Raw genomic sequence first — 25025 nt, 5'->3', positions numbered from 1 at the left:
GGCACTCGAAATTCGAGAGATGTCGATAGGGCGAGTGGGTCACACAGTAATGTTGCGAGACTTGCATCACTTTCGATTGAAGATCCGGATAATTGTGTCTACAGCAGATATATCCAGGGCGTTGGGACTAGCTTCCCTGAAATAGGCGAGGCTGACCCTCACCCTAACGGTGCCAAGGACGGCTCCATGGGCGACCGCCGTATTCGCTACGCGATGTTGTTTATAGCGAACACCGTGGCTTATATCGCCGGGAATCGTTATCTGGTTGCCGATAATACTCAATCCATAACTCACGCCGTCAAAAACGACAACCTGATCCCCCGCTGGCGCGACCAGATCACCACCATGCTGATCCCCCGCATCGGCGGCCCGAAAATAGACGAGATCACCCTCGACTTATTCGGCTTTTCACGGGGAGCGACAGCCGCACGCTCGTTCCTTAATCAACTGCTGATGCACTTCGGCAACAACGACAGCACCTTCTGCGGCATTCCCCTGCGCGTGCGTTTCATGGGACTGTTCGACACCGTTGCATCTGTCGGGCTGGCCGACGCCTACCCGCTGCCGGTGGACGGCCATCAGTACTGGGGCGATCAGTCACTGCTGACTATCCCGCCTTGCGTAGAGCAATGCGTACACATGGTCGCTGCCCACGAAAACCGGGCCTCCTTCCCGGTGGACCTGATTCGCGCCGGTGATACCTACACGCCCAATTGCCTGGAGATCATTTATCCCGGCATGCACGCCGATGTCGGTGGAGGCTACGGTCTCAGAGACCAGGGCAAAGGCACCCAACTGGCCGACGGCAGCGTGCGACATTCCACTGCGGACAAGCTGTCGCAAATCCCGCTCAATGATATGTACCGGCGTGCGCGGAATGCCGGGGTCCCTCTGCTGGATATCGACGAAACAAGCGATGCCCGCTTAAGTGACGACCTCGCCATCAGCCCCGAGCTCCAGGACAGCTTCGACACCTACATATCGCAACTCACCGCCCTGCAAACCGGCGCGCCCGTCACCCATCACTTCCTCGCCCACCGCAAGCTGTACCTGGGCTGGCGCAAGCAGGTCCTCGCCGACGAGCATTTCAGTCAGCTCTCGTTCGTGCGCGCCAGTGGCGATCAGGAGCGGGTGGACATGATCGAGGCCAATCGGCAGTTGCATCAGCGTATCCAGGCGTTCAGCGACGACACCCAGCGGCAAAAGTACCTCGAAAAGCTGCAGTACAGCCTGGCGTCGCCCCTGGAAAAAGGCGTTCACCTGGAATGGCGTCATGCCCCTGCCCTGCACCCTGAGGTCGGCCTGTTTCTTGAGCAGTACGTGCATGACTCCCGCGCGCATTTCGTGCTCACCGATCCGCAAACCGAGGATGAACGCCGGGTGTCGCATGAGTCTCTGGAGCGTCAGGACCGCGAATACCAGCAAGCGATGACGGCGTGGCGCGCCCAGCAAAAAGCCGATGAGCGCGCCGTGATGCAGGGCAAATCCGTAGTCCCGACCGTTCCCCCTCGTGACCCCTTGATCGGACCGGGCCGCGAGATGTTGCGCCTGCACCGCGCGGGCCAGCCGGCCATCTTCAGCGATGCCAACCCCGGCACGAGCGTGGACGGCGTGAACGACAGCCGCGACCTGCTCAACCGCTATTCCGGCCGCCGCGAAGACTGGAGTTACCTGCGCCTGCGACAGGTGTTCGCCGGCGCTCGGGTGCATTACGCGCCTTATGCCCCACCTCCTCCAAAACCAAGACGAACCATCATCGACCTCAGGAGAAGCGCATGACCCATTTTTGTTCATTCAAATAGGACCTTGCTGATGATGAAAGGATGCATGAAATGAAATACCCGATTTTTCAACTGCTTTATTTAACTGACGGCCGTACCGCATTCAAAAAAAGGCCCTGCCCAACCGATAAGCTTCAGCGAAATTTCAAGTATTGGCTGCGGCTCGATATAAGTAAGGCGTGCAATAACACCAACGAAGAGCAGTGAGCCCGCCGATGAAAAAAATCAACCTCGGCATGTTTCTGGGCGGGGCTGCGATATTGATCGCAGTTGTTAATTATGTGAAATACCCACGGCCTGAGCCTGTTATCAAGAAGCTGTCTTTCGGTAGTAGTGTGATTCCCATGGACCATGACATGAGCGATACCTTTGTAAGGCCGGTTTATATCAATGGGAGTTGGGTTGGTGCCGCGGGCACGGGAGGTAGCACCGTGTCGGGCGCGCTCAGCCTTCCAGCGCCTTGGCACTTGGGATTGACTGTCCGTGTCAAATGGAGGCGTTGTGAACCTTATGGAAAGAATTGCAGGTGGACCGAGAAAGATGTGTTGGTGCATCCCTACGACAAGTCGGGAGCTACGCACCTTCATATTATGGAGAACGATGATGTGCTGATTATTCCCAGCATGTTGTCGCCTCGAAACCCTGACTACCCCGGCCCTGGCCATCCAAAAAAAGACTTCTATAAGTGAAAGGATTCAAAGAATGAACAATCTCAGCTGGCGTCCATCTGACGCGCCCGCATCATATAGATCTTTTCCAAAGCTATTTGAGCCAACCGCTGAATTTCCATGCAGGCTTAAACTCAGCTTTTCGATCTATTTCGATGGCACTCGAAACAGTAAAGATGTAGATAAGCCAAGCCAGTCTCATAGCAACATCGCCAGACTTTTTGATCGAGCGCTTGATAAAGACGAGGAATGTATATACCGACTGTACCTACAGGGAGTAGGTACGAGCTTCCCCGAAATCGGCGAGCCGGTGCCTCATCCAGACGGAGCTAAAACAGGGGCAATGGGCGACCGCCGTATTCGCTACGCGATGCTGTTTGTCGCCAATCGTGTGGCCGATACCGCGTATGGCCGATATCTGGTGGATGAAAATCCTCAGTCCATAGCCCACGCCGTCAAGAACGACAATTTAATCCCCCGCTGGCGCGACCAGATCACCGCGATGCTGATCCCCCGCATCGGCGGCCCGAAGATCGATGAAATCACCCTCGACCTGTTCGGCTTCTCAAGGGGCGCAACCGCCGCGCGCTCATTTCTCAATCAACTGCTGAAGCACTTCAGCAACAACGACAGCACCTTCTGCGGCATCCCCTTGCGCGTACGCTTCATGGGGTTGTTCGACACCGTCGCCTCAGTCGGACTGGCCGACGCCTACCCCCTTCCGGTGGACGGCCACCAATACTGGGGCGATCAGTCGCTGCTGACCATCCCGCCTTGCGTTGAGCAATGCGTACAAATGGTCGCTGCACACGAAAACCGCGCCTCTTTCCCGGTGGATCTGATTCGCGCCGGTGAGACCTATACGCCGAACTGCCTGGAGATCGTATATCCCGGTATGCACGCCGATGTCGGTGGCGGTTATGGTCTCAGAGATCAGGGTAAAGGTACCCAACAGGCCGACGGCAGCATGCGCCATTCCACCGCTGACAAGCTGTCGCAAATTCCGCTTAACGATATGTATGAGCGAGCGCTTAAGGCTGGCGTGCCTTTGATTAGCCTCGACAAAAAAGTGCGCGGCGATCTGTCGGACGACTTCGCCATCAGCCCCGAACTCCAAGACAGCTTCGACACCTACATGTCGCAGCTCACCGCCCTGCAAACCGGCGCGCCCGTCACCCATCACTTCCTCGGCCACCGCAAGCTCTACCTGGGCTGGCGCAAGCAGGTCCTCGCCGACGAGCATTTCAGTCAGCTCTCATTCGTGCGCGCCAGTGGCGACCAAGAGCGCGTCGACATGATCGAAGCCAATCGGCAGTTGCATCAGCGTATCCAGGCGTTCAGCGACGACACCCAGCGGCAGAAATACCTCGAAAAGCTGCAGTACAGCTTGGCCTCGCCCCTGGAAAAAGGCTTTCACCTGGAATGGCGTCATGCCCCTGCCCTGCACCCTGAGGTCGGCCTGTTTCTTGAGCAGTACGTGCATGACTCCCGCGCGCATTTCGTGCTCACCGATCCCCAAACCGACGATGAACGCCGGGTGTTGCATGAGTCTCTGGAACGTCAGGACCACGAGTACCAGCAGGCGCTGACGGCGTGGCGCGCCCAGCAAAAAGCCGATGAGCGCGCCGTACTGAAGGGCAAATCCGTGGTCCCGACCATGCCCCCACGCGACCCCTTGAGTGGACCGGGCCGCGAGATGTTGCGCCTGCACCGCGCTGGCCACCCGGCCATCTTCAGCGATGCCAACCCCGGCACGAGCGTGGACGGCGTGAACGACAGCCGTGACCTGCTAAACCGCTATTCCGGCCGCCGCGAAGACTGGAGTTACCTGCGCCTGCGACAGGTGTTCGCCGGCGCTCGGGTGCATTACGCGCCTTACGCCCCACCTGCTCCAAAACCAAGACGAACCATCATTGACCTCAGGAGAAGCGCATGAACCACAAAGGACTGTTCTACGGCCTGACCTTCGTGCTCGCCGCATTGATGAGCGGCTTGGCGGGCTGCGAAAGACAGCCGGAACCGGCGCGGGATAAATCCAAACCATTGGACAGTACCGTCTGGAAACTCGCCCAGCTGGACCTGGGCGGAACGCCCTATGCCCTTACCGATATTCCCCAGGAGAGCCATGTGGGGTTCGTGATCTTCAAGGCCGAGGACCAAACGCTGATCGGCTTCGCCGGCTGCCAGCAAGTCGATGGCCGCTACCGCGTCGAGGGCGAGCGGCTGTTGGTAGAGGACATCACCCTCACCGGATCGCGCTGTCACAACCCGCGCTTCGATCACGTCGGTGACCGCTTCGCCCAGGCGTTGCGCGGCGTGACCACGTATCGCCTGGCCAGTGACGACGCCCGTCTGGAGCTGATGACCGGTGGCAGCGTCACCGCCGTGCTGCTGTTCCGCCAGCCAGAGAAGGATATGTGGTGATGGACGTTCAAGCCCCCCAGAATGGACGACCGGTGATCAAGACCCGGCGCGAGATCAATCAGCATGAGTTCCTGTGGCCTCGAGGCTATCTACGTGTGCTCGCGTTGCTGATCGGCCTGTGGCTCGCTTTTCTCTACGCAGTGGCAAGCAGTGTGGCTGCCAACGGATCGCCAATGCCAGACCTGCAGCATTGGGTCTGGGAAGGCTGTATCGGGATCGCGTTCGCGCTTGCCTTCCTCTTCTTAGCCCATAGCTTGATCAAGCTCATGCTGTGCGAGCGTCGCTACGACGCAGAGCGTCTGGCCCATCAGCGATGGTTGCAGAATGAAGCCCAACGGGTCTTCAGCCTTGAGATCCAAGGCACCGGCTTGGGCATGCATGGCATCACGCTGAAGCAGATATGGGCCTCGCTGAGCAACGGTGATCAGACCGTCACTTTTTCGCCCACGTCGTCGCGCCATGACTACACCACCCGGGACTGGCTCTTCCCGCTTCGTCGCGCTGCATTCCGTGGGTCCGCCGCCCATGCGGTAACGTTCTGGCCGATCCCGACGTTCGTGGTCGGCTCACTGCGCCCGGCCGACGAGCAGGTCAGCGCCGCATGGATGATCAACGAAGGGCGCAACGCCGCCGTTCTCGGGCAGAGCCAGTTCGTGGCGCAGTTCGCCGAGCGGGGTGACAAAACCCAGGCCATGATCGAGCACCTGTTTGCGTTCATGGAGAAGCATCGCGGGATGCCGCAGGCCCTGCTGGTCAGCGACGAGGAAGGCGGCTCGGCTTCCACCGGCGCGTCACCCGTTGCAAACACCGCCTCGCTGTTGCTGAGCAACCGTGTATCAGGACTGGAGCGTACCTCCGTCGACACCCCTACCGGCGAGGCATTCATGGGAACGGCGCCGGGCAGGCTATGGACATTCTTCTGGCAGACGGACAAGGCCTATGCGGCGGAGTATCAGCAGCGTCGAGCGGCTGCGGGCGAGCCAGCCGCGATCATCCCGAGGACGATGCCGATTGACTATTGGCACGCGCACCTCCCCGAGTTCATGAGAACTTATGAAGACGACGGCCCGTACTTCGAGCCAAGCTTGTGGCGGCCGGTGCGCTGGGGAAGGTTCCAGCTGGAGGCGTACAAGTCCGCTCCGGTACTGGGTTACCTGCATCGGCCGATCAAGGTCGCCACGCGCAGGACGGGGGACGCTTCAGAGGCTGCGCACAACCTCAAGTTGCTTGAGGACGGCTGGATTCACGCGCTGAATTCGCTGCATGTGGGTGAACGCCCGGTGCGGGTGTTCTACGACAGTCGCCAGCATCCCGGATTGAAAGCGATGGTCACGCAAGCGCTGGCTGAACGACAAGGTGGGGGTCAGGGTCTTGCTCCGGAGCCTCCCCAAGACCTGTACGACCTTGGGCTGCAGATCGGCGATACCGGCGTCGGCAGTACCTTGGTAATGCTGAATGTCGCCACCGTTGCCAGTTACGAGAGCGGCGGCATCAGCGCGGTGGTGTATGCCGGCGAGGATCACAGCACCACTGTGCAGATGGTGCGCCCGCCTGATTCCGACCATAAACAGCAGAACCAGCGCAATGCCGAAGCGGCTGAGGCGGTTTGAAAAGGCTGCGCGCGTTGGATTGGTGAGCTCGCACATCGCAAGATCGAGGGTGCCCGGACTGGCTTCTTCCCGGCTGAAGCCGGTCCCACTGAACGTACGCGTACACCTGTAGGGCTGGCTTTAGCCGGGAACGCTGGACGCCGAACAACCGCGCTCCATAAACTGGCGCCCATCATGTCGCAGGCCATCCACAGCAGGGTGACGAATGTCGGGTAACGGGGACGATCTATGAATCGCAATGAGCTGCGCAAGGCCGACATCAACCTGATGGTGGTGTTCGAGACCTTGATGCAAGAGCGTAACGTCACCCGCGCCGCCGAGAAGCTGTTCCTCGGCCAACCCACTATCAGCGCTGCCCTCAATCGCCTGCGTGCGCTGTTCAACGACCCGCTGTTCATTCGCGTCGGTCACCGCATGGAGCCTACAGCGCGGGCCAACGAGATCATCAGTCACCTGTCGCCGGCGCTGGACGCCATGTCCGTGGCCCTGAGCCTTACGCGGGAATTCGACCCGGCCAGCAGCGACATGACCTTCCGCATCGGGCTGTCCGACGACGTCGAATACAGCCTGTTGCCGCCGATGCTGCGCGCGATTCGTGAAGAAGCGCCGGGCATCGTGCTGGTGATCAAGCAGGTCAATTTCTGGAATGTTTCGGAGCTGCTCATGTCTGGCGACATCACTGTCGGCGTCTGCCTGACCCGTGAACTGCCGGCAAACGCCAAGCGGAAAATGCTCCGCACCGTACAGCCAATGGTGGTGCGCGCCGATTCTTCGCCGGAGCCCATCACCCTGGATGAATACTGCACGCGGCCCCACGTCGTGGTTTCCCACGTGGCGAACATTTCAAGCTTTGCGGATGAGTGGCTGGCCGCGATCGGGCGCAAGCGCACCGCCGTACTGTCTGTACCGCAATACAGCACGTTGCCGGCGTTGATGGAGGGGACGGATCTGCTGTGCAATTTGCCGGATCACCTGACCCGGGCCATGGCTCGAACCGGTCTGCGCGGTGAACCGCTGCCGTTCGTGACGCCGAACCTGGACCTGTCGATGGTCTGGCTCAGCGTCATGGACACCGACCCCGCCGAGCGCTGGCTGCGCAAGCGGCTGGAGGCGTTCATGGGGGATTCAAGCGCTACAGCTCCCCGCAGCAGCGCCTGACGCCTTCCCGGCTGAAGCCGGTCCTGCTGACTGCCAGCGACCAAATGTAGGACCGGCATTACCGGGAAGACGCCGGCTTGAACACCCACACATCTGCGGTGTGACGACCAACGCATTCCCGGCTGAAGCCGGTCCTACAGATAATCCGCTACCAAATGTAGGACCGGCTTCAGCCGGGAAGAGGCCGGTTTGTACACCACCAATTTGCCGGTGTAGCGGCCGACGCATTCCCGGCTAAAGCCGGTCCTACGAGGCGCGCGGTCCCGCTAAAACCTCCCGCAGCGCCGCGATAACCCGATCAGCCAAAACGACCGGTGATGTAATCCTCGGTCTGGGTCTTGGACGGCTTGGTGAAGATGGTGTCGGTGTCGCCGTGTTCGATCAGTTCGCCCATGAACATGAACGCGGTGTAGTCCGAGCAACGGGCGGCCTGTTGCATGTTGTGGGTCACGATGATCACCGTGAACTGCTCTTTGAGCTCGGTGATCAGTTGCTCGATGCGACCGGTGGAGATCGGGTCGAGGGCTGAAGTCGGTTCGTCCAGCAGCAGCACTTGCGGGCGCAGCGCGATGGTGCGGGCGATGCACAGACGCTGTTGCTGACCACCGGAAAGACTCTGGGCGCTCTGCTTGAGCTTGTCTTTCACTTCATCCCACAACGCCGCGCCACGCAGGGCCTGCTCGACGCGCTCTTCCATCTCGCGACGGGAGAGTTTTTCGTGGTGACGCACCGCGTAGGCGATGTTGTCGTAGATCGACATCGGGAACGGCACCGGCTTCTGGAACACCATGCCGACGTTGCTGCGCAGGCGGTTCATCGAGTAGCCCGGGGCCAGAATGTTCTCCCCGTTGAGCATCACTTCGCCTTTGGCTTCCTGCTTCGGGTACATCGAGTAAATGCGGTTGAACACGCGCAGCAGCGTGGACTTGCCGCAGCCGGACGGGCCGATGATCGCGGTGATGCGCTTCTCGGGGATGATCATGTCGACCGACTTCAGCGAGCGCTGAGTGCCGTAGTAGAAATCGAGACCGCGTACCTGGATTTTGGTTTTTTCGTCGGCGAGGGAAAGGTTGTTCATCAGGACGCCCTATTGCGCAAAAGGAGAAGACGGGAACTGAGGCTCAGTACCAGTACAAACATGGTCATAATCAAAGCGCCGGCCCAGGCCAGGGAATGCCAGTCGTCGAACGGGCTCATCGCGTACTGGAAAATCACCACAGGCACGCTTGCGATCGGTTTGAGCAGGTCACTGCTCCAGAACTGGTTGCCGAAAGCGGTGAACAGCAACGGCGCGGTTTCGCCGGTGATGCGCGCCAGCGCCAGCAGGATGCCGGTCACCACGCCGGCCTTGGCCGCACGCAGGACAATCTGCAGCGTCAGCTTCCATTGCGGCACACCGAGCGCCAATGCGGCTTCGCGCATGGTCGACGGTTGCAGCTGGAGCATTTCGTCGGTGGTTCGTACCACCACCGGGATCACCAGCAGTGCCAGGGCCAGGGCGCCGGCGATGGCGGAGAAACCGACCTGGTGGTTGGTAACGGCGCTGAGGGGCAGAATCACCGCGGTGTACACGAACAGACCGAGCACGATCGACGGCGCTGACAGCAGAATGTCGTTGATGAAGCGCACCGCATTGCCCAGCTTGGTGTTGCGGGCAAACTCTGCCAGCCAGATACCGGCCATCAAACCAATCGGCGTGCCGATCAGCAGGCCGATGCCGGACATCAGGATGCTGCCGTAAAAGGCGTTGGCCAGTCCGCCCGATGAGCCCGGTGGCGGGGTCATGTCGGTGAACAGCCGCAGGTTCAGTGCTTCGAACCCGTTGACGATCGTGGTCAGCAGAATCCACACCAGCCACAACAGGCCGAAGGCCGTCGCGGCGCAGCTCAGTACCATCGCGATTCTGTTCTTGATGGCGCGCGAGCGGTACAGGTTTTCGTTATCGGCCTTACTCATAGACCCTCCTTGCGCGACAGACGAGAGAGCATCAGACGGGCGATCGCCAGCACGATGAAGGTAACCACGAACAGCAGGAAGCCCAAGGCGATCAGCGCAGAACGGTGCAGGTCGGTGTAGGCCTCGCTGAACTCGTTGGCAATCACCGAAGCAATCGAGCTGCTTGGCATCATCAGCGATGCGGAGAACTGGTGGGCGTTGCCCAATACGAAGGTCACCGCCATGGTTTCACCGAGCGCACGGCCCAGACCCAGGAACACACCGCCGACCACCGCAGAGCGGGTATAAGGCAGGACGATGTCCCAGACCACTTCCCAGGTCGTGCCGCCCAGTGCGTACGCCGACTCTTTAAGGGCAATGGGCACGCTGCGGAACACTTCGGTCATGACCGAGGTGATGAACGGGATAATCATGATCGCCAGCACGATGCCGGCGGTGAGCATGCCGATGCCCAGTGGCGGGCCCTGGAACACCGGGCCGATCAGCGGCAGCGCGCCAAGGTTGTCGTTGATCCACGGGGCCATGTATTGCGCCATGAACGGGCCGAACACGAACAGGCCCCACATGCCGTAGATGATCGAAGGAATGCCGGCCAGCAGTTCCACCGCCGAAGCGATGGGCATGCGCAACCAGGGCGGTGCGACTTCAGTCAGAAAAACCGCGATGCCGAAGCTCACCGGAACGGCGATCAGCAGCGCGAGAAAGGAGGTGACCAGCGTGCCGTAGATCGGCACCAACGCGCCGAACTTGCCGTTGACCACGTCCCATTCGGTACTGGTAAGAAATTCGAAGCCAAAGGTCTTGAACGCCAGGGCGCCGCCCCAGAGTGTCGAGCCGGCGATACTCGCCAGCAACAGCAGCACCAACAGAGCCGCTCCCAGCATCGTGCGCCGAAACCAGGCGTCGTGTCGGTGATCGCGGGCCGCGCGTTTTTCGCTCTCGGATATTGCATCCGGAATCACAGCGGACATGTATTGGGTGTTATCAGTCATGGTAGGTCCACTCGCAAGGAAACCCTGTCACCGAGCGCTCGGTGACAGGGGTTAGCCGGATGACGTCGAGTTACTTGGTGAACTCGGTTTTCCAGTAGTCTTCGATCTTGCTGACCAGCGAGGCAGGCAGAGGGACGTATTCCAGTTTTTCAGCGGCGCTCTGACCTTTTTCCAGGGACCATTTGAAGAAGTCGAAAGCAGCAGCGCTTTTCTCGGCGTTCTTCGGTTGCTTGTACATGATGATCCAGGTGGTCGCGGTGATCGGCCATGCTTTCTCGCCCGGGGCGTTGGTCATGATCAGGTTGAAGTCTTTGGCGTTGGCCCAGTCAGCGGTGTCAGCAGCAGCGGCGAAGGCTTTGGCGTCAGGCTTGATATCCTTGCCGGCGGCATTCTTCAGCTGGGTGAAAGCGATATCGCTTTTGGTGGCGTAGGAGTATTCAACGTAACCGATCGAGCCCTTGATCTGTTTTACGTAAGCCGCCACACCTTCGTTACCCTTGCCGCCCACGCCCACTGGCCATTGAACGGCGGAGCCGGTGCCTGGACCGGATTTCCATGCTTCGCTGACTTTGGTCAGGTAGCTGGTGAAGTTGAAGGAAGTGCCCGAGCCGTCCGAACGGTGAACGACAGTGATGGTGGTCTCAGGCAGCTTTACACCCGAGTTCATTGCGACGATTGCAGGATCGTTCCACTTGGTGATTTTGCCCTGGAAGATGTCGGCGAGGACCTGGCCACTCAGTTTCAGGTCGTTGGCTTTCACGCCTTCGATGTTGACGACCGGAACGATACCGCCGATCACGCTTGGGAACTGACCCAGGCCGCCGGCCTTGAGGTCTTCAGCGGACATCGGGGCGTCGGACGCGCCGAAGTCTACGGTGGCAGCCTTGATCTGGGCGATACCGCCACCCGAACCGATCGACTGGTAGTTGACGCGATTGTCAGCAGTTTTGCTGTAGTCCTGCGACCACTGGGAGATAACCGGGAATACGAAACTCGAACCAGCGCCCGTCACATCAACGGCGTGTGCCATACCCGACAGGCACATCGAAGCCATCAGAAGCGACAGGCGTTTTTTAGTCAGCAGAATCACGGCAATACCTCAACAAGAGAATTTTGTGTGTGTGGTCACAGTTGAAGACCCGAGGCAGATTTAAAACTGGAAACATTTCTGTTTGATGACAGTCTTGAGACCGCGCGCAAAAACGGAGGCGTCTGTCAGCTTTTTCCTACAGGTTGTAAAACTGGAACGCCCGGTTTTGCTGGCTGCGGCTGAAGTTGTCTAGCGGAAGGGAATTTAATGTCAATGCGCCACATGTCCGCGCAAAGGCGAGCATTTTGTCGCAATTACCCAAGGCATGGGGCACCGCAGGAGCGGCGCAGCGCCGTCATGGGGCGTAGGCAGGAGCCCGCCGTCTGTGGCGAATGGCAGATTCATGGCGGCAATGTGTATCGAGATCTTACGACTCGCCGCGATACACCTGGACGCTCGCCCTTTACACCGCAGCAGCCAGACGCCCGATGTCGGCCATCAGCACATTGATCTGATCACCGCTGGCCTTGGAGCCGGTGTAATAAGCCGTGACAAAGATGGGCGACCGGTCGCCGGGCCAGATCACGGCGACGTCGTTACTGGCATTGTTGGCGCCGGAGCCGGTCTTATCGCCCACACGCCAATGGGCAGGCAAGCCGGCGCGCAGTTTCTTGTCACCGGTCTGGTTGTTCACCAACCACGCTGTCAGTTGATCGCGGGACGGCAGCGTTAGCTCACTGCCCAGAACGAGGGTGTTCAGGGTGTGCAGCATGGCGACGGGCGTCGTGGTGTCGCGCGGGTCACCCGGCCGGTTTTCATTCAGCTCTGGCTCACGCCGGTCGAGGCGGGTTTGTGTGTCACCGATCGATCGCAGCCAGGCGGTCAACGCATCAGGGCCGCCCAGGCTGTCGAGCAGCACGTTGGCCGCCGTGTTGTCGCTCAGCGTCATCGCTGCCTCGCACAGTGAACCGACGCTCAGCCCCTGCCCGCCCACGTGCAGCTCGGTGGTGGGTGAATACGGCACCAGTTGCTCGGCGGAATAAGCGATGCGCCGCGCAAGGTCCTCCTGCTTTTGATCGACCCGCGACAGCACGCAGGCGGCGGCGAGGCATTTAAAGGTGCTGCACAGGGCAAAGCGTTCATCGCCGCGATGGCTGATCAGGCGCTGGCTGGCCGTATTCAAAATAGCGACACCCAGCCGGCCGCCATGACGATGTTCGAGGTCGGCCAGCTGTTGCTGGATGATCCGGTCCGAAGACGGCTCGGGCCGTCGTTCGGCAGCGAACGAGGGAAGGCTCAGCAGCGAAGGCACGACCAGCAACGATGCGCCAATGAGGGTTCTGCGGGTGATCAAGATGAACGTCCTTGTGAAGGGCAACGAGCGCCGCACGGCAGAGGGCAGCCATCCCATGAAAAGAGGAGCTGCCGGTGAGTCGCTGCGAACGGTAAGCAAACCGGCGCACATCATCCTTCCAGACGTTGGGACATTACAACCATAAGCCGCAAAACCGGCACAGTCACGGGACCGTGCCCATCGCCCATCGCACGCGGCCTCAGGGTGATCGTTTGAAGGCCGACACCGAACGCACCCACATGAACAGCCGCAACGTCGCTGGCGTGTCGATGGGCTCGTGGCTCGCCGCAAGCTCGCCGGCCAGGGACGCCAGCGACTGCGGCAACAACCAGGAGATCTCCTGCTCGGTGGCCTGGTAAGGCATCGGGGTTTCATCTTTCTCGAACGCTGGCCATGGGTTCATCGCCGTCTCTCCCGCACACGCATGGATGGTTACAGATCGAGCACCAACGGCCCTGAAGCCGGGACTGCGCAGCAGATCAGCACGTGGTCCGGCGCCGGCCTTTCAGCGGGCGGGACCGGGTAATGCACCTGGCCACTGACGAGCCGGGTCTTGCAGGTGCCACAGGATCCGCCGCGACAGCTGAATTCCGGGCTGAGCCCGCGGCTTTCGGCCAGTTCGAGCAGCGTGCCGCCGGCGGGTTGCCAGCGCGCCTCCTTGGCGGAGCGTTCGAACACCACCGGCACCGCTTCGGTGGCGGCGGGTGGTTGCTCAAAGGCGATCGCTCGGGAATCGCCGCTGCGCTTCAGGCTGGACGGGCCGAACGTCTCGGCATGGATGCGCTCGTCGCGAATGTGCAGGCCGCGCAGGCCGTCGTAGATCGCTTGGGTAAACGCGGCCGGCCCGCACACATAGAAATCAAAATCGTCGAACGGCAGCAGCGCCTTAAGCAGGTCGAGGTCGATACGGCCGGTCAGCTGGAAATCTTCACCCACTCGCGCCGACGTTTCCGGCTGGCTCAGCACACGGATCGCTGTTAGCTGATCGCCAGCCTTTGCAATAAGTGTGTCCACTTCTTCCCGAAACGCCAGGTCGGTCAGACGACGTGCACTCTGAATGAACCAGGTCGGCCGCCCTCCTCGCACGCGTTTGCCTTCGTAGATGACTTCTCGCAGCATCGACAGCATGGGCGTGACGCCAATCCCCGCACCCAGCAGCACCAATGGCCGGCGCTCTTGCGGGTCCACCACGAAACTGCCCTGGGGCGCCCGCGCCTGGAGCAGATCGCCGACGCTGACGTGGTCATGCAGGTACGCCGAAGCTTGGCCGTCGCGCTTGACGCTGATGCGAAAGAATCCGTCGGACGGCGCGCTGGACAGGCTGTAGGTCCGGATCAATGGCCGCGTAGGACTTTCCTGCGATCCGGGGAGCGCCAGCCGCAGCGGCAGGTGCTGCCCGGCCTTGAACGCGGGCAACCCGGCGCCGTCGGCAGGCTCGAGATAGAACGAACGAATGCCGTCGCTTTCGTCCTCGATCCGCGTCACCCGCATCGGCCGCCATTGATCGCGCAGGGCATCGGCCTGCAAACGGGCGGCGGTCTGCTGCCAGTCGCCAGTCATCAGGCTGTTCGGCGACCAACCCTCGAATTCCCAGCGCGAGCGCAACGCCGCCGGCCGACGCACCACCTGCTCCACCCGCACCTGCCAGAGCCGTTCGGCGCCTTGAAACGCCGCGATTTCCGGCCCGTCGAGGATTAACGTGACAGTGCCTGCCACCTGCAGCAGATCGCCGGTCTGGAAATCAACAAACAGCAGACCTGCTCTGGGGTTGACCTGGAAATTGCCCAGGGTATTGAAAAACAGGTTGCCGGCGAAATCCGGGATGGTCAGCACGTCGCCCTCCACCCGCACGAACCCCGCCTGGCCGCCACGGTGGGACACGTCCACCGAACGATGGGGCCTCGCGCCCTCAAGGTCGACATAACTGGCGACAAAGAAGGTGTCAGCGCCACGAATGGTCGCGATCGCGGCGTCATCCAGTGCGGTCAATCGCTGCGCCGGGGAACGCTCCGCCACAGGGTTGAGCGGCACCTGCTTCAGCGCCCGTAGTTGAATGTACTGCGGGCAATTGCCGTACGAGTGCTCGACGCTCACCGAGAAACCGTTTTCCCGGACGTCGCTGATGTGGCCGTTGAGGCGGTTGCGACGGCGGGTGTGCAAGTCGATGCCGAGCATGCCCAACGCGGCGCCCGGCGCAAATCCGCCGCCGACCGGGTCTTCGGCATCGGGAAGCCGGGTGATGTCCAGCCGCTTGGCATCGGGTGAATGGATAAAACCTGACTGGGCGTCCAGCACGCTCGCCCACGGCCAGCCTTGAGCGTCCACGGCGCCGATGATCAGGTACGGCAGGTGCTCGTAGAACTCACGGTGCTGATCGGGCATATAGTCGCGAATGACGCGCTTGCCCAAGGTTTCCATGCGTTCTGCGACGCCGACTTTGGCCTGCAGAGCGCGCTCGCCGGAATGCCATGGCGATGCTGTTTCAGTGCGAATCTCGTTCATGGCGCGAACTCCCTGGAATCCCGGATGATTACTTGACCAGCCCTGCTGCCGTGCGCGGCATGGGCGTGAAGCCCGGCAGGTTCTCGATGCGCGCCAGCCATGCCTGCACGTTGGCGTATTCGTCCAGCGACACATTGCCTTCCGGCGCGTGGGCGATGTAGCTGTAGGCGGCGACGTCGGCGATGGTGGCGTGATCGGTGGCGAGGAATTCGCGGCCGCTCAGGTGCTGATCGATCACGAGCAGGGCGTCATGGGCACGCTGGACCGTGTCTTTCGGATCGAAGCCCGCGCCGAACACCGTGATCAGACGCGCCCGCGCCGGGCCCAGATAAATCGCGCCAGACGCGGCAGACAACCAGCGCTGTACTTGCGCCGCGCCCTCGGGATCATTCGGCAACCAGCGGCCCGACGGGTCGTACTTCTTAGCCAGATACACAAGAATTGCGGTTGAATCGGCGACGATGACACCGTTGTCGTCGATCACCGGCACTTGGCCGAAAGCGTTGATGGCCAGGAATTCCGGCCTTTTCTGTTCGCCCTTGGCCAGATCAACAAACTGGATCTTCGGATCAAGGCCCAGCAGCGACAACATCAGCTCGGCGCGGTGGGAGTGGCCGGACAACGGGAAGTGATAGAGCGTGATGGCGGTCATGGGGTGGGCTCCTGGGCAAGTGAATCAACTCAGCGTGGGGCGGCTGTGCCGCAATGGTGAGCCGCGCTGGTGGAATGAATAGTGGGCCTGACCGCTGGATTGGAGAATCACCAGAAAAGGCAATCCACCGTTTCACCGGGTGAAATGCTGACCGTGAAAACGTGCTCCCTGGGCCACTTGAAAGGCTGAACGTCCAGGTATCTGCAACATTCAGAAATATCCCCTTGACGGAAGCACGATGGCTGAGCGTTCATATTGAAGTACACCCATCATCCAACTACTCCGTTCTCTGGTGAATTTCCATGGTTTCGTCCGTTCTGGCGGCTTCGCTGTCGCGTCGCCGTGTCCATTACAGCTGGGTCATTCTGGCCGTCACTTTCCTGACCATGCTGGTGATGGCCGGTGCAGTGGGCGCGCCGGGGGTGTTCATCCGGCCGCTGCAAGCGGAATTCGGCTGGGACACCGCCGAGATTTCTTCGGCGCTGGCGATACGCTTTGCCCTGTTCGGGCTGGTCGGCCCCTTTGCAGCCGCGTTCATGAACCACTTCGGCGTGCGCAAAGTGGTGCTGACGGCCCTGACACTGGTGGCCAGCGGCATGGTGTTATCGCTGTTCATGACGCAGTTCTGGCAATTGGTCGTGCTCTGGGGCGTGGTGGTCGGCTTCGGCACGGGGCTGACGGCGATGGTGCTCGGCGCCACCGTCGCGACGCGCTGGTTCTCCGCGCGTCGCGGGCTGGCGATGGGTTTACTGTCGGCGAGTTCTGCCACGGGCCAGTTGGTGTTCATGCCGTTGCTGGCGAACATGACCGAGCATTTCGGCTGGCGCACGGCGCTGACATGCATCTGCGCAGCCATCTTCATTGCCGGTGTCGCGGTGCTGGCACTGATGCGCAATCGCCCTGCCGATCTGCAGCTGCCGCTCTATGGCGATGAGGACATTCAACCCGTTGCCGAGAGCAGCCAGACGTTCATTCAGCTGTTGATCACGCCGCTGCGGGTGCTGCGCGACGTGTCGAAAACCTGGACGTTCTGGGTGCTGTTCATGACGTTCTTCATCTGCGGCGCCAGCACCAACGGCCTGATTCAGACCCACTTCATCAGCCTGTGCGGCGATTACGGCCTGGCCGCGACGACGGCAGCCGGAATGCTGGCAGTGATGGGAATTTTCGACTTCTTCGGCACCATCGGCTCCGGCTGGCTGTCGGACCGCTTCGATAACCGCTGGCTGCTGTTCTGGTACTACGGCTTTCGCGGCGTGTCGCTGGTGCTGCTGCCCTTTCTGGATTTCACCGTGTTCGGGCTGTCGGTGTTTGCCCTGTTGTACGGGCTCGACTGGATCGCCACGGTGCCGCCAACCGTAAAGCTGACCGCCCAGCGATTTGGCGCAGAACGCGCCAATATCGTGTTTGGCTGGGTGTTCGCCGGGCATCAGCTGGGTGCAGCGTTTGCCGCCTTCGGCGCCGGCTGGACGCGCACGCATTTCGCCACCTACCTGCCGGCGTTCTTCATCTCCGGCCTGTTGTGCGCGATTGCCGCGTTGATCGCGCTGTCCATCGTGCCCGCCGTGAAGAAGGCCAACGCTGCAGCTGCCTTATGAAGGACCTAAAGCCACTGCCGCGCCGTCAGCCACATCCCAAAACCCAAGGCCATCAGCGCCCAGGCCAGCAGCGGGTGAAACACCACCCGCCAGGCCATCGCCCGCGGCTCGAAACCGACGCCGTGGACGAAGCCCCCGGCCACGCCCCACATGATCAGCATCAGCAGGCTGTGGGAATAATGGCCGTTGGCGTCGAGCATCGACGCCGGATGAATCAGCAACACCAGGCTGAGCGGCACGGCCATCAGCAGGGACAATGCCCGGCCGATGGCTTGCCTGAGGGGCGCGCTCAGCGCTTCAGCGGTCACGGCCGCTCTCCAGCGCTGCGGCGTCGGACGACTCCAGCCACAGCGCGTTGATGATGCCGAAGCTGCAGGCCAGCAACACGCCGAGAATCCAAGCGAAATACCACATGTTTGTCTCTCCTCTAAAGCGCGGCTCAGTACAGGCCGTGGGGGTTGTGGTCGATGTGCGCGGTGGTGACCTTGCCCCACATCTTCGCGTAGCACCAAAGCGTGTAGCAGAGGATCAGCGGCACGAAGATCGACGCCGCGATCAGCATGATCATCAGGGTTTTATGGCTGGAAACAGCGTCCCACACGGTCAGGCTTGACGCCGGGTCCAGGCTCGACGGCATGACGAACGGGAACAGCGCGAAACCTGCGGTGCACAACGCGCCGACGATGCCCAGGCTGCTGCCGAGGAATGCCGTTCTGCCCTGCCCCGCACTGGCGCCGAGCAAGGCCAGCAAGCCACCGAAAATCCCCAACAACGGTGCGACGACCGTCAGCGGGTGCTGCTGATAATTCCCCAGCCAGCCGTGGTTGCTGGCCGTCACGGTTTTCGCCAGCGGGTTTAGCGCAGCGCCAGCATCGAACGCCGAAGTGATCGCCAGGCCCTGAATGCCGCCGAGCAACAGCCACACGCCGGCCCCGATGAACGACAGCAAGAACACGAGCGACAACCACTGGGCCGCACGGCGGGAGCGTTGGGCAATGGCCCCTTCGGTGCGCATCATCAGCCAGCTGCCGCCGTGCAGGCCGAGCATGCTCAGGCTGACCACGCCGGCCAGCAGGCCAAACGGGCTCAACAGCTGCCAGAAGTTGCCCTGATAACTGGAACGCAGGGTGTCGTCGAACTGGAACGGCACGCCCAGCAACAGGTTGCCAAACGCCACGCCGAAGACCAGCGACGGCACCACGCCTCCGATGAACAGGCCCCAGTCCCAGCTCTGCCGCCAGCGGGTGTTTTCCAGCTTGCTGCGGTAATCGAACCCCACCGGGCGCACGAACAGCGCAAACAGCACCAGCAGCAGCGCCCAGTACAAACCCGAGAACGCCGCGGCGTAGACCAGTGGCCATGCGGCAAAAAGCGCACCGCCGGCGGTGATCAGCCAGACCTGATTGCCGTCCCAGTGCGGGGCGATGGTGTTGATGACCACACGCCGCTCGGTGTCGCTGCGCCCGACGTAAGGCATCAGCATCGCTGCGCCCAGGTCGAAGCCATCGGTGAGGGCGAAGCCGATCAGCAACACGCCGACCAGCACCCACCAGATCATTTTCAGTGTCTCGTAATCGAACATCGGTGAGTCCTCAGGCCAGGGCCGGTTGTTTGGCGTGAGCAGCGTTGCCCTGCGCGGCTTGCTCGAAGTGATAGCGACCGGTGTGCAGGCTGCTCGGACCGAGCCGTGCGAACTTGATCATCAGGTACATCTCGATGATCAGCAGGACGGTGTAGAAGCCGACCAGCGCCACAATCGAACCGAGCACATCCCCCGCTGACAGGGTCGAGGCCGACAGGTGCACGGGCAGCACTTCGCCGATGGACCAGGGCTGACGGCCATGTTCGGCGACCCACCAGCCGGTCTGGGTGGCAATCCACGGCAGCGGCAGGCTGAACAGCGCCCACTTGAGCAGCCAGCGCTTGCGGGTCTCGTTCTTGCGCGCCGACGCCCAGAAGGCACAGGCGAACAACAGCAGCATGAGCATCCCGCTGAGCACCATCACGCGGAAGGTCCAGAAGATCGACGCCACCTGCGGGATCGAGTCCAGCGCGGCCTGCTTGATCTGTTGCTCGCTGGCGTCGACGACCTTGTCGGTGTACTTCTTCAGCAACAGGCCGTAGCCGAGGTCCTTTTTCACCGCATTGAAAGCGTCGAGGGTCTGCTCGCTCTTGTCCCCGCCGCGCAGTTGGCCGAGCAAGTCGTAGGCGGTCATGCCGTTGCGGATGCGGCCTTCGTGTTCGCGGACCAGGTCCTTGATGCCGGTGACCTGCTTGTCCACCGAGCGGGTGGCAATGATGCCCATCACGTAGGGAATCTTGACCGCGTAGTCGGTGCGCTGCTCGGCCTGGTTGGGCAAGCCGAACAGGGTGAACGCCGCGGGGGCCGGCTCGGTTTCCCATTCGGCTTCGATGGCGGCCAGTTTGGTTTTCTGCACGTCGCCGATTTCGTAGCCGGATTCATCACCCAGCACGATCACCGACAGGATCGAGGCCATGCCGAATGCCGAGGCGATGGCGAACGAGCGCCGGGCGAAGGCGATGTCGCGGCCCTTGAGCAAGTACCAGCTGGAAATCGCCAGGACGAAGATCGCGCCGGTGACGTAGCCGGACGCCACGGTGTGGACAAACTTGACCTGGGCGACGGGGTTGAACAGCAGGTCGCTGAAGCTGGTGAGTTCCATGCGCATGGTGGTGAAGTTGAACTCGGCGCCGACCGGGTTCTGCATCCAGCCGTTGGCGATGAGGATCCACAGCGCCGACATGTTCGAGCCGATCGCCACCAGCCAGATGACTGTCAGGTGCTGGACGCGGGTCAGGCGGTCCCAACCAAAGAAGAACAGGCCGATAAAGGTCGATTCGAGGAAGAACGCCATCATGCCTTCGATGGCCAGTGGGGCACCAAAGATGTCACCGACGTAGTGGCTGTAGTAGGCCCAGTTGGTGCCGAACTGGAATTCCATGGTCAGGCCGGTGGTGACGCCGAGGGCGAAGTTGATGCCGAACAGTTTTCCCCAGAACTTCGTCATGTCTTTGTAGACCTGCTTGCCGGTCATGACGTAGACCGATTCCATGATGGCGAGCAGGAAGGTCATGCCGAGGGTCAACGGGACGAACAGGAAGTGGTACAGCGCGGTCATCGCGAACTGCAGCCGGGAGAGGTCGACGACTGATTCCGATATCATTTTGGGCTTTTCTCAGAGGGTGCGGGTGGGGTGCCCAGTACATGCAGGCCGGTTTGCACGCCGTCGTCCTTGATTTCGACCGGGGCGTCGAACCAGACGCTGCGGATGCCCATGAGCAGGACGAGTTTGATCAGGAGGATCAGACTGATGTCTTTGGCCAGGGGGTGTTTGAGGAAGTCGAGGGGACCGGGCATGTTGAGGACTCGTCGGGGTGCGGGGTATTTTTCCTACAGACGTTTCCTACGGGATTGATCCAGGTCAATAGAGCCATCTCAGAGGGGTGTGGCACAACGCCACAGCTCTGCCTAACGGCAGAGGGTTTCGCCTTCGGCGAGTTACTTGGAAAAGCACCCCAAGTAACCAAGGGTGCCAGCTCCTGGTTTGGCCCTCCTCCGTCGGGTTCCTTCACTCCGGTCTTGCTCCGTGGGCCCGCGCCGAACGGACATCCATGTCCTGACGGCGCTCTCGCCGCATCCATGCGGCTCGGCCCACTCCGCAAAACCTGCGTTCAGCCTGCACCCAAGTCGCGTTTGGCGGTGTCTGGACTTTTTGTGTACGAAGATCAAAAGCAGATCAAAGGCTTCCCGGCTGAAGCCGGTCCCACTGACTGCACGCGGCTTTTTAGTGGGACCGGCTTCAGCCGGGAAGACGCCAGGCCAGACGCTGGCATTTCTGGACTGTACGCAGCGCCTGAGTAGGACCGGCTTCAGCCGGGAAGACGCCAGGCCAGACGCTGGCATTTCTGGACTGTACGCAGCGCCTGAGTGGGACCGGCTTTAGCCGGGAAGAGGCCCGTCCGGTCACTGGAAATGAGTGGTTGCCGCGCGATGTGCTTTGTCTGGCGGTCGGGAACTTTGTGTGAGGTGGCGCGCGGCAGTGGGGGAACCCGGATTTGTCTGTGCAAGCTGTTAGGATGACCGGCAGGAAGCCGTCTCAAGTGACGGATTATTCAGCCGATATCCCAATGTGCAAGGCAGTCGGTGACGGTTGCGCCGGGTTATTCAGGGCCCGGAATCGGTCGCTTTTGCACCCATGAGGTAGTTATCGATGACACTCCATTCGCTCATTCACTCACTGGGCAGCGCACTGTGTATGGCGCTGTTGCTGTGCATGGGGACGGGCGCGTCGGGAGCTGAATCGATTAACTCAGACGCGCTTCATGCCGAGATTCACGTAGTCACCGAAGAACTGCCGCCCTACAACATGACTCGCGACGGGGTGCTCACCGGTATGAGCACCGAGGTGGTTCAGGCGGTGTTGAAGGAGGTCAATGTGCAGGCCTCCATTCAGTCCATGCCCTGGGCACGGGCATATGATCTGGCGCTGCACACGCCCAATGTGTTGATTTACTCCATCACTCGCACCGCCGAGCGCGAGCATCTGTTCAAGTGGGTCGGCACCATCGCCGCGTCGCGCTGGTTTCTCTATTCGTCCGCCAGCCATCCCGTTACGTTGCTGAGCCTGGACGATGCCCGGGACTGGCAGACCGCGACGGTCAATGAAGATGTTGGCGAGCAGTATCTGATGGCGCGCACGTTCGAGATCGGCCATCAGCTGCAATCGAGCAACCGCTACGAATTCAATTACCAGAAACTGCAGACCGGCCACGTCGACCTGTGGATTTCCGACGAGCTCAACGCTTACTACCTCGCCCGGCAAGTGGGTGATGACCCGGCCCGAAACCTGGTGCAATCCCTGCGTATAAAAGAGCTGGAGGAAGCCGGCGGCTTCAACATGGCGTTCAGCACGGGAACGCCCGATGCCACGGTGCAGCTGTTTCAGAAAGCCTTGGAGACGATTCGCGCCAATGGCACCTACGACGCCATCGCGCGCAAGTGGCAATGAGCATGCAGCGCGAAACGCCTTCTGACCCGCCCGGCAAGACCCGCCCCACCCCGCGCACCGGACAGCGCACCGGGTCGCTCGCGCGGCGTCTGGTGCTGGCAACGCTGGCGTTTTGCGTGCTGTTCACGGTCGCAACGGTGCTGGTGCGCACCTGGTTCGCCTGGAACACCAACCTGGCGAACATGAATGCCGAGCTGACCCTGATCGATCAGGTGTTTCAGGGCACGCTGTCCAAGGCCGTGTGGGAAATGGATGACCAGGCGCTGCAGACCCAGATCGACAGCGTCGCCACGGCGGCGCCGGTGGGTCGGGTACAGCTGAAGGTCCTGCGGCCCGGTCGCGCCCCTGAAATCCTCGAACGCCAGCACCCCGGCCACACCGGCTCGATTCGCGCCCCGGCGCTGCATCGGCAGCTGACCGTCGCGCCCTATCCCGGCGCCAGCGAAGTGGTGGGCGAGCTGACCATTGAAGGCGACGAGAGCCTGCTGTGGAAACGCCTCTGGAAAGAAGTCGCGATCATCATGCTCACTCAAATCATCCAATCGTTGGCGCTGGCCGGGGTGATCATGGGCATGTTCAACCGCTCGGTGACCCTGCACGTGCGGCGCATTGCCCGGCACCTCGAGCACCTGACGCCGCTCAACCTCAAGACCCACCTGACCCTGGAACGGCGCGGCAAGGGGGGCGACGAACTTGACTTGCTGGAAGCGGGCGTCAATGACCTGCAGGACAAACTGGCCGCGCACCTGGAGCGTCAGGCCCACGATGAAGTCGCCCTCGCCGCCAGCCGCGATCAACTCGCCGAACTGGTCGAGCAGCGCACCGCACAGCTCAAGGCTGCCAACACGCGACTTGAAGCGCTGACCCGCTTCGATCCCCTCACGGGGCTCGCCAACCGCCGCCATTTCGACGAGCTCAAGGAGCTGGAATTCAACCGCGCCTTGCGTCATCGCCAGCCGCTGTCGGTGCTGATGTGCGACATCGATTTTTTCAAGCTGTACAACGACACCTACGGCCATGCGCGGGGCGATCAATGCCTGCGCGATGTGGCGCTGGCCATGAGCGCGCTGTTTTCGCGTTCCGGCGAACTGGTGGCGCGGCTCGGCGGCGAAGAATTCGCCGTGCTGCTGCCGGGCCAGGATGAGCAGCAGGCGCTGGCCTCGGCCGATCGCCTGCGCGGCCTGCTGGCCCGACAACAACTGGTCCACAGCGCTTCACCGGTCTCGCCTTTCGTGACCTTGAGCATCGGCGTGGCCGAGCTCGACCCGGCGAACATGGAGCACTTCGATCAACTGCTGCAGAGTGCCGACCGGGCACTGTACCGGGCGAAAAGCCAGGGCCGGGACCGCTGTGTGATCTGAACCGAGAGGGATGCCATGGGAAAAATTCATTGTCAGCACAGTGTTCTGGCCACTTTCCTGATGCTGTTCGTGTGCCTGAACGCCGACGCCACGCCGCTGCAAGTGGTGACCGAGGACTCTTCCTACAGCGCGCTTGACGGCGACAAGGTGGTCGGGGTCGCCAGTGAAGTCGTCGAGATGACCCTCGCCCACGCCGGCATCACCGACTACCACATGGCCCTCTACCCCTGGGCACGGGCCTACGACATCGCGCGCCTGGAAGCAAACGTGCTCATCTACCCGATGATTCGCAGCAGTGCGCGCGAAGGGCTGTTCAAGTGGGTCGGCGAGCTTGAACACGTCATGCCTTCGTTCTACAAACTCCGCAAGCGCCGCGATGTGCTGGTCACGGATTTGCAGGACGCCAGTCACTACACCGTCGGCGTGGTGCGCGACGATTCGCGCCAGCAGTACCTGGAGGGCAAGGGTTTCAGCAGGATGGTGGTGTCGGCCAATAACCTCGACAACCTGCGCAAACTCATCAGCGGCCAAGTCGAGCTGATTCCCATGCCCGAACGCGAGGCGCGGGAGCAATGCGCCGATTTACACATTGCCTATGAGGACCTGGAAAGCGTCTTTACCCTCGGCGAGCTGTCCAAAGGTCTGTACGTCGCCCTCAGCGCCAGTACCCCGGATGAGACGGTGCAGCGGATCACCGCCGCGTTCGCCCGACTCAAGCAGAACGGCACCGTGGACAGGGTCATCGCCGGGCAGTGACAGCAAGCGGTCGCAAGCCCACCCCGGCCTGCAAAAACTGCTTTTCGCGCCCCGGAAACAAGCGCCTCTGGGATTTCACGAAGCCTTCACAATCGTTTTGGAAAACTCCGCGCGGTCTGTCCCGCCTACCCTCCCGGCAGCCATTGACTGACT

Annotated in this window: 23 protein-coding genes; 10 read left to right on the top strand and 13 right to left on the bottom strand. The window is 61.4% G+C overall.

Features of this window, described 5'->3' with window-relative positions:
- Window positions 1-186: 186 nt before the first annotated feature.
- The 6 genes from AC0Z8Z_RS22895 to AC0Z8Z_RS22870 all read left to right on the top strand — a co-directional run bounded on the left by AC0Z8Z_RS22895 (window position 187) and on the right by AC0Z8Z_RS22870 (window position 7641).
- Complete coding sequence (locus tag AC0Z8Z_RS22895; protein ID WP_485620625.1) at window positions 187-1779, top strand: T6SS phospholipase effector Tle1-like catalytic domain-containing protein; 1593 nt, start codon at window positions 187-189, stop codon at window positions 1777-1779.
- Between the two features lie 217 nt (window positions 1780-1996).
- Window positions 1997-2470 (top strand): DUF3304 domain-containing protein, encoded by a 474-nt coding sequence (locus AC0Z8Z_RS22890; RefSeq protein WP_485620624.1) that lies wholly within the window; start codon window positions 1997-1999, stop codon window positions 2468-2470.
- Between the two features lie 13 nt (window positions 2471-2483).
- On the top strand, window positions 2484-4385 hold the full coding sequence (locus AC0Z8Z_RS22885; RefSeq protein WP_485620623.1) for a T6SS phospholipase effector Tle1-like catalytic domain-containing protein: 1902 nt from the start codon (window positions 2484-2486) through the stop codon (window positions 4383-4385).
- Entirely contained in the window at window positions 4382-4873 is a 492-nt protein-coding gene (locus AC0Z8Z_RS22880; RefSeq protein WP_485620622.1) for an META domain-containing protein, read from the top strand. Before AC0Z8Z_RS22885 ends, AC0Z8Z_RS22880 begins: the two co-directional genes overlap by 4 nt.
- Window positions 4873-6483, top strand: coding sequence for a type VI lipase adapter Tla3 domain-containing protein (locus AC0Z8Z_RS22875; protein ID WP_485620621.1), 1611 nt, complete (start codon window positions 4873-4875; stop codon window positions 6481-6483). The genes AC0Z8Z_RS22880 and AC0Z8Z_RS22875 overlap by 1 nt, the downstream gene beginning before the upstream one ends.
- 228 nt (window positions 6484-6711) lie before the next feature.
- On the top strand, window positions 6712-7641 hold the full coding sequence (locus AC0Z8Z_RS22870; RefSeq protein ID WP_485620620.1) for a LysR family transcriptional regulator: 930 nt from the start codon (window positions 6712-6714) through the stop codon (window positions 7639-7641).
- A gap of 298 nt (window positions 7642-7939) precedes the next feature.
- Here AC0Z8Z_RS22870 and pstB read toward each other — a convergent pair whose 3' ends face one another.
- The 8 genes from pstB to AC0Z8Z_RS22830 form a co-directional block, all read right to left on the bottom strand.
- Window positions 7940-8719 carry a phosphate ABC transporter ATP-binding protein PstB gene (gene pstB / locus AC0Z8Z_RS22865; RefSeq protein ID WP_065988537.1) on the bottom strand — a complete coding sequence of 260 codons (780 nt, stop codon included), beginning with the start codon at window positions 8717-8719 and terminating at the stop codon, window positions 7940-7942.
- Window positions 8719-9597: a phosphate ABC transporter permease PstA gene (gene pstA / locus AC0Z8Z_RS22860; protein WP_122534538.1), complete on the bottom strand. Its 879-nt coding sequence runs from the start codon at window positions 9595-9597 to the stop codon at window positions 8719-8721. Before pstA ends, pstB begins: the two co-directional genes overlap by 1 nt.
- Window positions 9594-10589, bottom strand: a complete 996-nt coding sequence (gene pstC / locus AC0Z8Z_RS22855) for a phosphate ABC transporter permease subunit PstC (RefSeq protein ID WP_065988539.1) — start codon at window positions 10587-10589, stop codon at window positions 9594-9596. The genes pstA and pstC overlap by 4 nt, the downstream gene beginning before the upstream one ends.
- Before the next feature lie 70 nt (window positions 10590-10659).
- Entirely contained in the window at window positions 10660-11679 is a 1020-nt protein-coding gene (gene pstS / locus AC0Z8Z_RS22850) for a phosphate ABC transporter substrate-binding protein PstS (RefSeq protein ID WP_485620619.1), read from the bottom strand.
- A gap of 403 nt (window positions 11680-12082) precedes the next feature.
- Window positions 12083-12973 (bottom strand): class A beta-lactamase, encoded by an 891-nt coding sequence (gene bla / locus AC0Z8Z_RS22845; protein ID WP_485620618.1) that lies wholly within the window; start codon window positions 12971-12973, stop codon window positions 12083-12085.
- 199 nt (window positions 12974-13172) lie between these two features.
- On the bottom strand, window positions 13173-13376 hold the full coding sequence (locus tag AC0Z8Z_RS22840; protein WP_172612673.1) for a hypothetical protein: 204 nt from the start codon (window positions 13374-13376) through the stop codon (window positions 13173-13175).
- Between the two features lie 29 nt (window positions 13377-13405).
- On the bottom strand, window positions 13406-15475 hold the full coding sequence (locus tag AC0Z8Z_RS22835; RefSeq protein ID WP_485620617.1) for a 2Fe-2S iron-sulfur cluster-binding protein: 2070 nt from the start codon (window positions 15473-15475) through the stop codon (window positions 13406-13408).
- 28 nt (window positions 15476-15503) lie between these two features.
- A complete protein-coding gene (locus tag AC0Z8Z_RS22830) occupies window positions 15504-16127 on the bottom strand; it encodes a glutathione S-transferase family protein (RefSeq protein ID WP_485620616.1) in 624 nt (207 codons plus the stop codon).
- A 302-nt stretch (window positions 16128-16429) separates the two neighbouring features.
- On the opposite strand from AC0Z8Z_RS22830, the gene AC0Z8Z_RS22825 reads away from it, so the two are divergent.
- Window positions 16430-17725, top strand: coding sequence for an MFS transporter (locus AC0Z8Z_RS22825; RefSeq protein ID WP_485620615.1), 1296 nt, complete (start codon window positions 16430-16432; stop codon window positions 17723-17725).
- Window positions 17726-17730: 5 nt separating this feature from the next.
- Here AC0Z8Z_RS22825 and AC0Z8Z_RS22820 read toward each other — a convergent pair whose 3' ends face one another.
- From AC0Z8Z_RS22820 to cydP, 5 genes are read right to left on the bottom strand one after another with little or no spacing between them, the layout of a single operon-like run.
- Complete coding sequence (locus AC0Z8Z_RS22820) at window positions 17731-18033, bottom strand: cyd operon YbgE family protein (RefSeq protein ID WP_485620614.1); 303 nt, start codon at window positions 18031-18033, stop codon at window positions 17731-17733.
- A complete protein-coding gene (cydX, locus tag AC0Z8Z_RS22815; RefSeq protein WP_065988546.1) occupies window positions 18023-18139 on the bottom strand; it encodes a cytochrome bd-I oxidase subunit CydX in 117 nt (38 codons plus the stop codon). Before cydX ends, AC0Z8Z_RS22820 begins: the two co-directional genes overlap by 11 nt.
- A 25-nt stretch (window positions 18140-18164) precedes the next feature.
- The gene (gene cydB / locus AC0Z8Z_RS22810; protein ID WP_205482918.1) at window positions 18165-19307 is read right to left on the bottom strand and encodes a cytochrome d ubiquinol oxidase subunit II; all 1143 of its coding nucleotides are present in this window, start codon (window positions 19305-19307) and stop codon (window positions 18165-18167) included.
- Window positions 19308-19317: 10 nt separating this feature from the next.
- A complete protein-coding gene (locus AC0Z8Z_RS22805; protein ID WP_485620613.1) occupies window positions 19318-20910 on the bottom strand; it encodes a cytochrome ubiquinol oxidase subunit I in 1593 nt (530 codons plus the stop codon).
- Complete coding sequence (cydP, locus tag AC0Z8Z_RS22800; RefSeq protein WP_485620612.1) at window positions 20907-21104, bottom strand: cytochrome oxidase putative small subunit CydP; 198 nt, start codon at window positions 21102-21104, stop codon at window positions 20907-20909. Before cydP ends, AC0Z8Z_RS22805 begins: the two co-directional genes overlap by 4 nt.
- 853 nt (window positions 21105-21957) lie before the next feature.
- Between cydP and AC0Z8Z_RS22795 the strand changes: the two genes are divergently transcribed.
- From AC0Z8Z_RS22795 to AC0Z8Z_RS22785, 3 genes are read left to right on the top strand one after another with little or no spacing between them, the layout of a single operon-like run.
- Entirely contained in the window at window positions 21958-22755 is a 798-nt protein-coding gene (locus tag AC0Z8Z_RS22795) for a substrate-binding periplasmic protein (RefSeq protein WP_485620611.1), read from the top strand.
- A 2-nt stretch (window positions 22756-22757) separates the two neighbouring features.
- Window positions 22758-24116 carry a diguanylate cyclase domain-containing protein gene (locus tag AC0Z8Z_RS22790; RefSeq protein ID WP_485620610.1) on the top strand — a complete coding sequence of 453 codons (1359 nt, stop codon included), beginning with the start codon at window positions 22758-22760 and terminating at the stop codon, window positions 24114-24116.
- A gap of 15 nt (window positions 24117-24131) precedes the next feature.
- Window positions 24132-24872, top strand: coding sequence for a hypothetical protein (locus AC0Z8Z_RS22785; protein WP_485620609.1), 741 nt, complete (start codon window positions 24132-24134; stop codon window positions 24870-24872).
- Window positions 24873-25025 lie beyond the last annotated feature (153 nt).

Source organism: Pseudomonas sp. 1L-C-7-B-C1, from assembly GCF_057291635.1.
The sequence above is the reverse complement of the archived record's forward strand: the minus strand, read 5'-3'. Positions and strand labels throughout refer to the sequence as shown.

What these genes read in the sequence shown, in the direction of transcription:
- AC0Z8Z_RS22895 (WP_485620625.1), top strand. Translation starts at nt 187, where the DNA reads ATGGGCGACCGCCGTATTCGCTACGCGATGTTGTTTATAGCGAACACC.
- AC0Z8Z_RS22890 (WP_485620624.1), top strand. Translation starts at nt 1,997, where the DNA reads ATGAAAAAAATCAACCTCGGCATGTTTCTGGGCGGGGCTGCGATATTG.
- AC0Z8Z_RS22885 (WP_485620623.1), top strand. Translation starts at nt 2,484, where the DNA reads ATGAACAATCTCAGCTGGCGTCCATCTGACGCGCCCGCATCATATAGA.
- AC0Z8Z_RS22880 (WP_485620622.1), top strand. Translation starts at nt 4,382, where the DNA reads ATGAACCACAAAGGACTGTTCTACGGCCTGACCTTCGTGCTCGCCGCA.
- AC0Z8Z_RS22875 (WP_485620621.1), top strand. Translation starts at nt 4,873, where the DNA reads ATGGACGTTCAAGCCCCCCAGAATGGACGACCGGTGATCAAGACCCGG.
- AC0Z8Z_RS22870 (WP_485620620.1), top strand. Translation starts at nt 6,712, where the DNA reads ATGAATCGCAATGAGCTGCGCAAGGCCGACATCAACCTGATGGTGGTG.
- pstB (WP_065988537.1), bottom strand. Translation starts at nt 8,719, where the DNA reads ATGAACAACCTTTCCCTCGCCGACGAAAAAACCAAAATCCAGGTACGC.
- pstA (WP_122534538.1), bottom strand. Translation starts at nt 9,597, where the DNA reads ATGAGTAAGGCCGATAACGAAAACCTGTACCGCTCGCGCGCCATCAAG.
- pstC (WP_065988539.1), bottom strand. Translation starts at nt 10,589, where the DNA reads ATGACTGATAACACCCAATACATGTCCGCTGTGATTCCGGATGCAATA.
- AC0Z8Z_RS22840 (WP_172612673.1), bottom strand. Translation starts at nt 13,376, where the DNA reads ATGAACCCATGGCCAGCGTTCGAGAAAGATGAAACCCCGATGCCTTAC.
- AC0Z8Z_RS22835 (WP_485620617.1), bottom strand. Translation starts at nt 15,475, where the DNA reads ATGAACGAGATTCGCACTGAAACAGCATCGCCATGGCATTCCGGCGAG.
- AC0Z8Z_RS22830 (WP_485620616.1), bottom strand. Translation starts at nt 16,127, where the DNA reads ATGACCGCCATCACGCTCTATCACTTCCCGTTGTCCGGCCACTCCCAC.
- AC0Z8Z_RS22825 (WP_485620615.1), top strand. Translation starts at nt 16,430, where the DNA reads ATGGTTTCGTCCGTTCTGGCGGCTTCGCTGTCGCGTCGCCGTGTCCAT.
- cydX (WP_065988546.1), bottom strand. Translation starts at nt 18,139, where the DNA reads ATGTGGTATTTCGCTTGGATTCTCGGCGTGTTGCTGGCCTGCAGCTTC.
- cydB (WP_205482918.1), bottom strand. Translation starts at nt 19,307, where the DNA reads ATGTTCGATTACGAGACACTGAAAATGATCTGGTGGGTGCTGGTCGGC.
- AC0Z8Z_RS22805 (WP_485620613.1), bottom strand. Translation starts at nt 20,910, where the DNA reads ATGATATCGGAATCAGTCGTCGACCTCTCCCGGCTGCAGTTCGCGATG.
- cydP (WP_485620612.1), bottom strand. Translation starts at nt 21,104, where the DNA reads ATGCCCGGTCCCCTCGACTTCCTCAAACACCCCCTGGCCAAAGACATC.
- AC0Z8Z_RS22795 (WP_485620611.1), top strand. Translation starts at nt 21,958, where the DNA reads ATGACACTCCATTCGCTCATTCACTCACTGGGCAGCGCACTGTGTATG.
- AC0Z8Z_RS22790 (WP_485620610.1), top strand. Translation starts at nt 22,758, where the DNA reads ATGCAGCGCGAAACGCCTTCTGACCCGCCCGGCAAGACCCGCCCCACC.
- AC0Z8Z_RS22785 (WP_485620609.1), top strand. Translation starts at nt 24,132, where the DNA reads ATGGGAAAAATTCATTGTCAGCACAGTGTTCTGGCCACTTTCCTGATG.